The sequence below is a fragment of the Lawsonella clevelandensis genome (assembly GCF_001293125.1).
GTDB lineage: Bacteria > Actinomycetota > Actinomycetes > Mycobacteriales > Mycobacteriaceae > Lawsonella > Lawsonella clevelandensis.
The window spans coordinates 1,049,022-1,060,924 of sequence record NZ_CP009312.1 but is presented as its reverse complement, the minus strand read 5'-3'; the positions used below and the strand labels follow the sequence as shown (position 1 = coordinate 1,060,924).

The window sequence follows — 11,903 nt, the reverse complement described above, 5'->3', positions numbered from 1 at the left end:
AGTACAGAGCTACAGGCAAGAGGCCCGCACCTCCACGGACTACACCAGTTAAACCTCATACTAGAATGAAAACCAGCTGCCCTCTCCACCATGATTGGTGTTTTTCTCCCGTATCTTCTTGTTTCTCTTCCCCATGTGTGTGGAGTAACACTATGTGTGGAGCAACAGAAATAGGGGTAGCTGCCACCAATAAGAAAGGCAGCCTCTCCTTAGTGTTGGCGGACGGTCATAGTGGGGACGATGCCGGGGTAGTAGCCGGCCTTCTCCACATAGGTCTTCCAGTAGGCGGGTGTGCCGCCGTAGGTGGGTGCGGTCTGTCCGCCGCCCACCGGGACCGTCAGCCATGTGCGCATGATCTGTACTTTCCCGCCGGTGGGGACGTGCGCGTATACCTCCACGTTGGTGTTGACGAGGCGCAGTGCCAGCCGGTGGCCCTTGCGGAGGGTCCAGTCGGTGGGGAAGGTGCGGAAGGTTGTTTGTTTTTGGCCGGCGGTGACGGGGGTGGCGCCGCGGGTGATGAGCATGGCTTTACCGTTGGGGGCAATGTCGTAGAGGTCCGCGATGACGTTCAGCCCCTTATCCAGGGTGGAGAGCATGATGCGGAGGTCCATACGGCCTTCGATGCGGAGGTCTTGCCGCTGGGCGGGGTAGACGCTCCAGATGCCGTTCTTCATGTTGGCGCGGGCGGCGACGTTGGCGGGCAGTGCCCCGCCGCCGGTGGTGGTGGCGGCGCCGACGGCTAGGCCGTCATCGGTGATGAGGCCGCGGGGGCCGTCCAGCTGTAGTTGGCGTACCTGCTGGGGCCAGGCGGCTTGGGAGCGCCAGCCGGTGTTGGTGTGGATGATGAAGTTGGGGTGTCCCTTGGAGGGGGTGCCCTTCACGTAGTGGTCGTAGAAGTCCATCACCTCGGTGAAGAAGCCGTGCCGGCCGATCTTGGGGGTGCCGTTCTCGTCCGTGTCGTTGCCGCGGATGTGGTTCCACATGCCGAGCCACCCGCGGGTGGGGGCTTTCCGGTTCTGGAGGAGGGTTTGTAGCCCGTCGGGGCGGGTGTTGTCTTCGATGAAGCCTTGGGTGATGAAGAGGGGGACGGGGCTCTTGTTGGCCTTGGCAACGATTGTGCGCTGTGACCAGTAGGGGCCGTTGGGGTCGGGGCTGTATTGGTTGCGGGAGTTATCGATGACGCAGTGCGGGTGGGCAAACTCGTAGAGGCTGTTGCGCAGGTAGTAGGGGGTGTCGTTGAAGGGGCGGCCGGGGGTGGCGGCGATCTGCCCGTACCAGGTGCCCATGAAGAGGGCGTTATAGTAGGGCACTCGGTTGTGGAAGATGTAGGTGTAGGGGTCGAAGATGGGTTCTTGGGAGACGACGGCGGCGAGGCCTTTGGGTGCGTTGGCGGCGCCGGCGAGGCCGGTTCCGCCGTCATAGGACTTGCCGTAGAGGCCGACTTTGCCGGTGGACCAGGGTTGGGCGGCGGCCCAGCGGACGGCGGCGGAGACGTCTTGTTGTTCGCCCGGTCCGCCGTAGTCGAGGCAGCCGGTGGAGCCGCCGGTGCCGCGGGTGTCGACCTGCACGAAGGCGTAGCCGCGCTCCAGCAGGTGGGCGCCGTCGATGAGGTCCTGGAAGCGGGGGGAGGGTTGGGTGGGGCGGCCGAATTCCGGCGTGGTGCCGTTGAGGGTTCCCAGGTATCCCTGGTCGGTGAGGTGGTTGGTGTAGGGGCTGACGGTCATGATGACCGGGATGCGGGCGCCTTTGGGGAGGTTTTTGGGGCGGAGGATGTCGGCGTGCAGGATGGTGCCGTCTGGGGTGCGGAAGTACGCTTCGATCCATTCGGCTGTGCTGTTCCAGGGGACGGTGCGGGGTTTTTCGGTGCGCACGGTGGGGGGTGTGCTGGTGACGGCGGCGGGGCCAGTGACAGCGCGGGTAGCGGCGCGGGAGGCGCCGGGCGTAGTGGCGGGAGCGGCCCCGGCGGCAGAGGGGGCTGCCCCGGCGGTGGCGGGTAGCAGCCCGACCGCGAGGGTGAGGGCGGCGGCGCTGGCAAGGGTGGCGGTAGTGAAGGTTTGAGGTGTTGCACGCATGGCTCCTATTTTAGGGAAGCCTTCTGCCCTATGCGACGTGTCGTTCGACTATTTTGAGTCACGAAAGCGCTGGTCAGTTTAAGTAGTCGAAAACACTACATGGCATTACACTGGAAAAATGGGTAACACCAGCAACAACAATGATGGGATGCTCACCGCTTCCGGCGCTACTTGCCTCACCACACACGCCACCATCCCCCAGGGGCCCGTCACCCCCCAACGTATCTCTGTACGCACACACCGCCGCACCTGCCCCAGCGGTACCACCACCCACGGCAGCACCACACATGGCAGCACCAGGGGCGGCCGCAACGCTCGCAGCTACCTGCACAACACCAGCAGCAAAGCCGCCAAACTTGGCCTCGCCGGCGCCGCCCTCTCCCTCGTCGCCACCAGCATTGCCTCCGTCAGCCCCGCCTACGCCATTGACCTCACTCCCAAAGGCATCGACGTCGCCAGCCACCAACACCCCTTCGGGGAGCGCATCAACTGGCTCAAAGTTCGCTTCGGCGGCTACAGCTTCGCCATCATCAAAGCCACCGAAGGCACCGGCTACGTCAACCCCTTCTTCGAGCAGAACCGCGACGAGGCCCACCTGGCCGGCATGATCGTGGGCAGCTACCACTACGCGCGCCCCAACCAAGACCCCATCAAGCAGGCCCTCCATTACGCCGACACCATCAAGTGCCAAAAGCGTTTTCTGGAAATGCCGCCCGTCCTCGACCTTGAAGAAACTGGTGGCCTACACCCAATCCTCCTGCAAGGCTGGACTGCCGTCTTCATGACCACCCTTAACCTGCGTTGTGCCACCAACACCATGGTGTACACCTACCCTTACTTTTGGCGCACCGCCATGCGTAACACGCCATTGTTCAGCTTTGCTCCCCTGTGGATCGCCGACTACAACGGCGGCACCGAACCCACCCAGCCCCTTCCCGGCGGCTGGCGTAACTGGAACATCTGGCAGTACTCCAGTTGGGGGCGGGTACCGGGCGTCAACACTGCAGTTGACCTGAACAGATTCAACGGCGGCTACGTTAGCCTGGCCGCGTTCAGCCTGCGCCAAAAGACTGTGCCCACCGTGCCCACCATTTCTGTTCACGGAAAGTGGCAGGTAGACCCCGATTACCTCGAGAAGGCACTCCGTCAGGCGAAAGCCGGACGCCCAGCTGCACCGCTCTACCAAGCGCCCACCGGCGTGGACCCGGTCGAGCTCTACCAGTATTCGGTGCGCCCTGAGCCGCTACCTTCGTTGCCGAGCACGTAGCCTGGCACGGTCGCACGCTTTGCGAGTGTGCGGGTGCTGGAGTTGTCACTTTTCGTGATGCTTAAAACCCGTTGCCGAGCCGCATCCAGTAGGTGGAGGCGGTGAGGTCGTCGAGGGGCCGGAATATTTCCTGCGGGTTCAGCACCGGCGCGGGTGCGGTAGCGCTGTCACTGGATACGCTGTCGCCATCGCCGCTGTCGCGCCGGTTGTCGTATTCTACGGCGTTGGCGCCGAGCTGGCCGCCGTCACCATACCGGTGTTCAACACTGGTGCGCTGCGGCAGAGCCGCGTAGTGGCCACCGGCGTTATCGGGTAGGGCGAACATTTCGGGGATGACGAGTTCCGGCTGGTAGATGGGGGTGGCGGGCCATTCTAGTACGGCATCTTGGCAGCCGGTAGGGCAGAGGGTGCGGATGGGCATGGGGGCGCCGCAGTCTCCCAGGGAGGTGGCCTCCAGGCCAGGGTTGTAGATGTCGGTGAGGATGGCGTCGGCCTGTTGCGTGTACCCATGTGGTGCGATTCGTCCTGCGGCGCCGAGCGCGGGTAGGGCTTCGTCGAGACGCTGCTGCATGGCGGCATCTGCGAGGGCGGTGCGGGCGCGCAGGCAGGTGCTGGCGAAGTGGCTGAGCCGGAGCGCAACCTGCTCGGCATGGTGCGCTAGCAGGGCGAGTGAGTCTGCCCAGCGGTGCATGTGGAGGCCGAGGGTGAAGGTGTAGGTGCCGGGGATATCAGCCAGGCGCACACCGGTGGCAGCCATGTGGATACCGTAGGCGAGGGTGCCCAGGGTGGCGGCGCTGCCTTGCCAGGTGCGGATGTGGGGGCAGAAGGTGTGGCGGTCGAGGTCGAGGAAGGCGGCGGCGACGTCGCGGAGGGGCCGGCCGAGCACTTCGGGTGTGGGGGAGGGGTGGCCGCCTTGGGTGCATCCGGCGAAGGTGGGGAAGTAGCGGGCGTCGTTGGTGTAGATGCCGCCACCGATTCCTGTTTCGGAGACGTGGATGGGTAGGTGGTGGTCGTTTTCGCGGGCGTAGTAGTGGTAGGTGCGGGTGAGGACGTCGCGGATGTCGTCTTCGGTGTGGCAGATGGCGGTGCTGGTGTGGTCGAGGGCCATCATGAGGCAGTGGGTTTCGCGCAGGTGCCAGTCGGCCAGTGCGGTGAGGCCGACGGGGGAGCTGCCGAGGTGGTCGAGCTGCCGGGCGAGGGTGTGCAGGCTGGGGAGGTGGCTGCTGGTGGCGGGGAGGGTGTCGGTGAGGGGTCCATTGTCTGGGCCGCCGGGGAGGGTGTCGAGGTGGAAGGTGCGGTAGGCGTGGCACAGCTGGTGGGAGCTGTGGCGGAGGTGGTGGAGGTCGATGGTCACGTCGCGTTTCTCCGAAATGTTCGCAGAGTGGCGGCAGTGTGGGGCAAGGGTGGATATCGTCATTTCCTCCGGCGGGGACGTGTGCCGGGTGGCCCTTGCGGGGTTGTCTATCGTCCGGGGCTATTTAAGCATTGTTTATCTGTCGTTTTAAAGCTGGGGGGTGACGGGTTCATCTGCTGATGGAATGCTGGTTGACAAGAAATATGGGCTGTACTGTAGTTTTCTCCATAAAAGTAAGGGTAGCCTTACTTAAGTAAGGCATACTATCAGGCTTTTCTTAGTTGGCTAGACCATAACTTAATGTGATCTTTATCACACTCGGCGTGTCTTTTCTTGATTGCTTCTGCTCGTGACCTTGGAAAAGAGGAGTCAGTACGCCCTCCCCCACGACAAACTCACTGAGCTGCCCTAGAAAGACTATTTAAATACTCGCGATGACCTGCATAACTTCGCCTATTATTGGTAACTAGCCAGGAACACTGTGATTGGATATTGGGAGTATATTCACATAACACTCACGGGCAGCGCCTACATGTAACACTGGGGCCTGAGCCTGGTCTGTAGTTCGTTCGGCTACAGATGTCATTTCCCTCTTGGCTCACAAGCCAGAGGCACCTGTTAGGAAAGTAGTGTGAAGACACGTATTGCAGCCGGTCTGGTGTGCCTCGCTGCTGCTCTAGGCCTGGGTGCCGGCGCCGCTAACGCCGCCGAAGCCCCCGCCGAGCAGTCGCCCTCCATTGCCGGAATCACCCTTGATATGCCTACGGTCGATCTCCAAACTCCGGAAGCACCTGCCAGCCCCCTCCTCCCGTCCACCCAGGACGTGCTGAAGTTCATGGCTGATAGCCTCGCCCTCGTGGGTCGCGACGTTCTGCAGCCTGCCAGTGCGCAGAGCATTCACCTTCCCTCCGTTGTTGGCTCCCTCACCGAAAAGGGTGACGACGCCAACAAGAAGTCCGATAAGTCCGACCTCAATGGCATTGGCGACCAATTCGACGGCTTCTGGAAGGGAATCCAGGACACCCTGGGAGGAATTCCAGGTATTGGCAAAGCTATTTCAACCCCCGTCAGCGCATTGCGCGGCAGTGACCCGTGGACCAACGACATTACCCGCGTCCTCCTCACCGTAGGAATTTTCCTCGCCCCGCTTAGCCCGCTCGCCGGCGTAGCTCTCGGCCTGGCTGCTGGTGTCGTTGTCGCCGTCATCGCGTTCGTAGTTACCGCTGTCCCAGTTCTCGGTATCGGCCTCTTCGGTGGCCTCGCCGCCGGCTTCTTCGCCTTCGGCGCTGGTCTACTCTCTGGTGGCGGCACCGCCCTCCTCGCCCTCATCTTTGCCATGCTCTTCCTTGGTGGCGGCATTGCCCTCATCGTGCTCGGTGCCATGGCGACACCAGTCGGTATCCCCATGGTCGTGATCGGTGGCATTCTCGTTCTCCTGTCCCCGTTCGTATTGCTCGGTATGGGCCCCGGCATTGGCCTCATCGTTGGTGGCTTTGTGGGTGCAGTCCTACTCACCATCGCCGGTGTTGTCGTCATGATCATCCCCGCGGTCATTGCCGGCCTCATCGCCGGTGCAGTGGCTGGTGGACTCACCTTCATCGTCGCCACTCCGGTTCTCATGGTGGTTGCGCTGATCGCTGGTATCGCCATGATTCCGGCCGCCTTCATCGTCTGGGCCATCCAGGGTCCCACCCGCCCAGCCAACGAAAAGAAGCCCGGAAACGAAGCCAAGCCTGCTGACAAGGACAAGAAGGCTGCCGACAAGGGCCCCAAGCCCGCCCCGGCTCCGGCTCCTGCTCCTGCTCCCGAAGCCAAGAAGGCTGACGAGAAGAAGGCCGCCCCGGCTAACCCCTGGGCTGCTGCCGCTCAGTCGGACTTCTCCCTCGCGGCCTAGCAGTTACGCACTGCGCATACCCCTTCGCACGTTAAATTCATAACCTCACTCCGTGTGGCCCTGGTACCTCCAGTACCGGGGCCACACGTCTATAACAGGGTGCTACCCCGGAAGATCGGCCCGCGCTACCGTGCGACGCCCTCTTCTCCGAAAGAATCTGGGGCTACCGGCAAATGCTCACTAACTTACGCGCCGCGCTGAGGTAGCCGGGAAAAAGAGCATTCGTCCAATTGGGGGGTGTTTTTTTGCCTCTAGGTGACGGCAGTGGGGGAACTCTATGGCAAAACATCGCGATAATTTTGTGATCTGGATCATAAAATTAGTGATTTTTTCCGTTCGTAATTTATCGGCATCTTAGCTGATTATCCGAGATTAATAGGTTTCCAAGATCACAGAAAAATAACGAAATGCCATCTGAAAAGGAGTTTTGGACACATCACCAAAATAAAGGTCCATTTCTCTCCCCCCACCGACGCAAATGGCGGGCAAACACGACGTGATAAACACGTGAATGAGCGCGCAGCATTTACCGAAGCGGTACGATCACCGGGTTACGATTATTGGTTCTGACCTGTAAAGTTATTGTTGAAAATCTGCACTTAATTGATCAGGATGGCTTGCCCATGAAAGCTCGGATCACAGCGGCAGCGGTTGCCGTGTTTGCCGCGCTCGGCCTCGGAGCTGGCGCAGCAAATGCCACGGAAGCACCCGCATCGACCCCCGAATCCGCAAGCACCACCGCACCCGTCATGCAGGTGGTTGACTCTGCGCTGCACTCCATCGATCTCGGCCAGGACTCCACCCGCACACCGGCGTCCCCAGCCAGCGATGTTCTGAAATTCCTCCAAGACGGCATCACCCTTGCTGGTCGCGACGTACTACTGGGCGAACTCCGCAAGGACGACACCCCCAAGCCGAACCCCGAGGACAACGGCTTCGTCTACGACAACCCGGCCCCGCCCTTCGAGCTCCCCAACCTAGGACAAAAGCCCGACGAGAAGGGGCCCGCCCCCGTCATCTTTGAATGGGCAGGCAAAGCCGCAGACGGACTCCTTGGCCTCTTCAGCTTTATCCCCTTCGTCAAAGACTTCCGCGGCAGCCCCGCCTGGCAGAGTGACTACCTGCGCATCGGACTCGGCCTCAGCCTCATCGCCGCACCCTTCGCGCTGGTAACCGTACCCGCCGGCATCATCGGCGGCCTAGCCACCTCCTTCGTGCTCGCCACCATCGCCGCCTCCCCAGGGCTCTTCCTCGGCTTCGCCCTCGGTTTCCCCTGGGGAGTTCTACCAGGCTTCCTGATCGCGCTAGTCGGCGGTATCTTCCTGCTGCTCAGTGGCATCCTCATGCCGTTCTGGCTACTGGGTGGCATCGCAATGATTTCCATTGGCGCGGTTGCTCTCGCGCTGGAAGCTGGAGTCATTACGGGTACTGGTGGTGCTGCAACCGCTATTTTAGCGCTTGCTGGCCCCCCCGCCATTGCGCTGATCGTCTTCGGTGTGGTCGCCGTCATCTTCGGACTCATGCCGCTGCTGCCAGTGCTCATCTCACTGGGCATCATCGGCCTCGGCTTCACCGTCTTCATTATCCCGATCCTTATCGGCCTGGCCATTACCTCACCGCTGTGGCTCCCCATCTTCGCTGTCGTATTCTTCGGCTCTGCCCTCATCACCGTGCCGGTCGGCTTCCTCCTCGGCCTCCTCGCCGTCGCCATCTTCCCGATCGCGACCTACCTGGTCTGGCTGTGGCGCGGACCCACCCACCCGGTCAAGGGCATGCCCGAACCCGGAAAGCGTGACCTCGACGCCGAGGATAAGGCCCTGCAGGAAAACGGCAAGGCCGACTCCGCCCTCGAACGCCAGAAGGACCTTGCCAAGAAGGCCGAAAAGAGCGAGGAGGAGCGCAAAGCCGCTGCTGACAAGCTCGCCCTCATGAACCTTCGCGACAACGTTGCCCCCAAGAACCCCCTCAACGTCATTGGCGACTACATGGACTGGTTCTGGGACAGCATGCAGTGGTACCTCGGCCAGCTTCCCTTCATCGGTCCCTCCCTGCAGCGCGGGATCAACGGCATGCGCGCCAGCAAGATGTGGAAGAGTGACCTCTTCCGTATCGGTGTCACCGTCTCCCTCTTCACCGTGGTCGTCATTCCGGTAGTCGCAGTAGTCGCCTCCCTCGGCTTCTCCGCCCTGGCTGGCATCGCCACCGCGGTCATTACCGACCTCGTGCTCGCCCTGCCGCTCCTCGGCCTCGGACTGCTCCTCGGTGGAATCGTGCTTGCTATCGGAGCAATCTTCGTACCGTTGCTGTTCCTCGCAGGTATAGCCGCCATTGTCATTGGTATCATTCTCATGATCAGCGGAATCACACTCTCCCTTACTGGAGCTTTAGTAGCTGGAGTACCAGTCGCGCTCCTTGGTGCACTGATTATCCTGGCAGGCCTGCTGGGTATGGGCATTGCGATCATCCCGCTGATCTGGATTCCGTTCTTTGCCCTCTTCGCCGTCCTGGCAGTGGTAGTCATCGTGCTGCTCTACGCAGTCGGCATGGTGCTCGCCGCACCGGTCGCCATCGGCCTCGGCCTGGCAGTCGCCGCAGTGCTCGCTGTTGTCCTCACCCCCATCGTCCCGATCATCTCCATCCCGGTCGGCCTGGTCGTGTTGGGCATCGCCGTCATCTTCGGCCTGGTCCTCCCCACCCGCCCCAAGGGCGAGAAGGCACCACGCGTCACTAAGGAAAACGACCCCGACTACCTCCCCAAGGACGAACGTCCCGCCCCCTCCGACACCAAGGAAGACGACAACATCCCCGGCGTCGACCTGTGGAACGAAGAGGACGCCAAGGCAAACGCCACCAAGGACGCCAAGAAGGCCACCAACAAGGCCAAGAAAGACACCAAGAAAGCCGCTAACAAGAAGCTTCCCGGTGTCGGCCTCGGAACCCAATCCGACTACGGCCTCGCCAGCTAACACCCGGCACAACGTCCATCCCACAACCCCGAACACATAAAAGAAAGCCCCCGGACAACCCGGGGGCTTTCTTTTATGTCTATTGATCAGTTTCGGCTGGCCACTCAATACAGTCGACCGCCCTCGACCGCCCAGTGCAGTGAAACGCTCAGTAGGCGAAGTACTCTACACGGCTAGGTACACTACGCAGACTAATGCCATACGGCAGCCGCTGACGTGCAGTCCGCTACTTAGCGGCCTCGCTGGCCAGCTCGGCGCCAGAAGCAGCGTCAGCCCACACCGTCAGCATGTCCTTACCGGTGGCCTTGTTGTCGTACTCAAGCTCCCACACCAGGGTGCCGTCACGATTCTCCAGCTCGACAGAATCAATCACGCCGCCCTTAGGAGTATTGTCAGCAATCACATCGCCCAGATCCGGCAGTTCAATGTCCGCCAGCAAGCGAATAATCTGCTGCTCGTCGCTGTCGGGAGCTTCCACCTCAGCCTTAGCGTTGGTCACCTTGCCGGTGTAATCCACATCCACCTCAACCAGCTGGTTAGCCGGGTTAAGGATAGTGACCTCCCACCGCTGGTCTTTGTCGCTGCGCTCCAGGCCGATCACCTTGCCGTTCGGGTGAGCCTTCTGAGCGGCGGTGATAGCGTTCTTCGCAGACTCCAGAGTAGCCTTCGACACCACAGTCTTCGTGGTGCCGTCGGAGGCGGTAACGGTACTGGTGGTGGCATCCTTGTTGTTATCGTCGCCGCAGCCAGCCAGCCCGAGAGCCAGGAGGGCAGCTACCGGTAGTGCGGCGATCTTCGTCATCTTGTTCAAGAAACACTCCTTTGAGGTTGCCGGGCGCGGTCAGCGGCCGGTTGGTAACGGGAGGTGATCCCGCCACACGGACACTGTGTCATTCTCAGCTTAACGGTCTTCAGAAACCTCCACGAGAAAACACCTCTATTCCTGCAGGATACATCTAGAGTGACGAGTCCACAGCAGTTGGTCATCCCGTCAACTACCCAGCAGACGGAATTTTTTCTAGGCTAGTGGTAAAGAGTGCCCACTTTCGGGGAGCTGTAAGTATGAACAAGCCCCGCCCCTACAAATGGGTGTCTCCCCCAATAGCCCAATCGCTTGACTGGACTATCCACAACCTCAATACGGTACAGCCGCACTGCCTCGCGAAGAGACACGCTCATCATGCAAGCGCCCGGACCGGGGCCACCACCCACCCCCAGGGTGTCCACCCCACCGAAGCCTTGCCCTCCCGGTAGCACAGTGCACCACTGCCGTAAATGCCGGTCTCCAGGAGTACTCATGCCTGACTATCAGCAGATCGAAACGCCACTGATCGCACACGGAATCTCCGTCGTAGGAGAAGAGGGCCCCGTCTACGGCCCCCTCGACCTTGAGATCCCCGACAAGAAACTTGTGTTTCTCTCCGGTCGTGGCGGCTCCGGCCGCACCGCCCTCGCCCTTACCCTCTCGGGGCGCATGCGCCCCACCGCGGGCACCCTGGAGGTGTTTGGCCACACCACAGTGAAGCACATCCGCCAATCCGTCGCCATCGCCGGCGTGGATTCCATCGACGCACTGGACCGCAACATAAAAGTCCGCGACGTGCTCAACGAGCACCGCGCCTGGAGCCACGGCTGGGTAAAATGGGTCGCCCGGGTAGACGACAACTACCGGGACCGCATCCTCGGCCCGGTCTACGGTGAACGCTCCCTGCCTGACCTTGACCTCTACGTCAGCCAAATCCCTACACTAGATCGCCTCCTTATCCGCATCGCCCTGTCCCTGCACCCCGCCCACCGCGGGCACATTCAGATGCTGGTACTGGACGACCTGGAGCAGGTGCGCGAACTCGCAGACCGGATTGTTCTCATCGATACGCTGCAGCGGCTGTCCCAAAACATGCTGGTGATCGTCAACTCTGTCAACCCTCCGCCGGAGGAAATCTTCGACAACGCCATGGTCATCCCGCTGTTTACCGACCGGGCCCACGCCACCCCACAACGCTCGGGGTTGCGGGAAACCCGCCTGGGGCGCATCAGCCGCAAGTGGGTGGTGTCGAAGGCACAGAACGTCCAACATGAACTCAACATAGGAACGGACGATGCACCGGATGAGCACGTCCCGCCCACCTCAACCAATAGCCACGGCGCCACCTATACCGACGCCAGCAGAGTGCCTGTTCCCCCCAACGCCCACGGCACCGGGAACACCAGATCCGCAGTGAACATCGCCAATGCGACCGCCGCCGCGGTAGAAGCAGAGCCGGATGCCGCGGAGGCTGCAGAAACCCAGGCACTGGACGCTGAAGTCGAATCCGAAGCCGCCACAAACACGGGGGAAAAGGAACAGTAA

Annotated in this window: 7 protein-coding genes; 4 read left to right on the top strand and 3 right to left on the bottom strand. The window is 61.5% G+C overall.

The genetic code is table 11. The features are described from left to right. Window positions 1-209 precede the first annotated feature (209 nt). A complete protein-coding gene (locus tag IY73_RS04575; protein ID WP_053978954.1) occupies window positions 210-2,072 on the bottom strand; it encodes a CocE/NonD family hydrolase in 1,863 nt (620 codons plus the stop codon). Window positions 2,073-2,190: 118 nt separating this feature from the next. On the opposite strand from IY73_RS04575, the gene IY73_RS04570 reads away from it, so the two are divergent. Beyond that, on the top strand, window positions 2,191-3,339 hold the full coding sequence (locus tag IY73_RS04570) for a glycoside hydrolase family 25 protein (RefSeq protein ID WP_053962053.1): 1,149 nt from the start codon (window positions 2,191-2,193) through the stop codon (window positions 3,337-3,339). Between the two features lie 61 nt (window positions 3,340-3,400). On the opposite strand, the gene IY73_RS04565 is transcribed toward IY73_RS04570, so the two are convergent. Beyond that, window positions 3,401-4,756, bottom strand: a complete 1,356-nt coding sequence (locus IY73_RS04565; RefSeq protein ID WP_148565057.1) for a hypothetical protein — start codon at window positions 4,754-4,756, stop codon at window positions 3,401-3,403. A gap of 568 nt (window positions 4,757-5,324) precedes the next feature. Between IY73_RS04565 and IY73_RS04560 the strand changes: the two genes are divergently transcribed. Further along, entirely contained in the window at window positions 5,325-6,587 is a 1,263-nt protein-coding gene (locus IY73_RS04560; protein WP_053978952.1) for a hypothetical protein, read from the top strand. A gap of 623 nt (window positions 6,588-7,210) precedes the next feature. Beyond that, the gene (locus IY73_RS04555; RefSeq protein ID WP_053978951.1) at window positions 7,211-9,553 is read left to right on the top strand and encodes a V-type ATP synthase subunit I domain-containing protein; all 2,343 of its coding nucleotides are present in this window, start codon (window positions 7,211-7,213) and stop codon (window positions 9,551-9,553) included. A gap of 226 nt (window positions 9,554-9,779) precedes the next feature. Here the strand turns inward: IY73_RS04555 and IY73_RS04550 are convergent, their stop codons facing one another. Then, entirely contained in the window at window positions 9,780-10,355 is a 576-nt protein-coding gene (locus IY73_RS04550) for a PepSY domain-containing protein (protein WP_053978950.1), read from the bottom strand. Window positions 10,356-10,850: 495 nt separating this feature from the next. Between IY73_RS04550 and IY73_RS04545 the strand changes: the two genes are divergently transcribed. Continuing rightward, the gene (locus IY73_RS04545; RefSeq protein WP_053978949.1) at window positions 10,851-11,903 is read left to right on the top strand and encodes an ATP-binding cassette domain-containing protein; all 1,053 of its coding nucleotides are present in this window, start codon (window positions 10,851-10,853) and stop codon (window positions 11,901-11,903) included.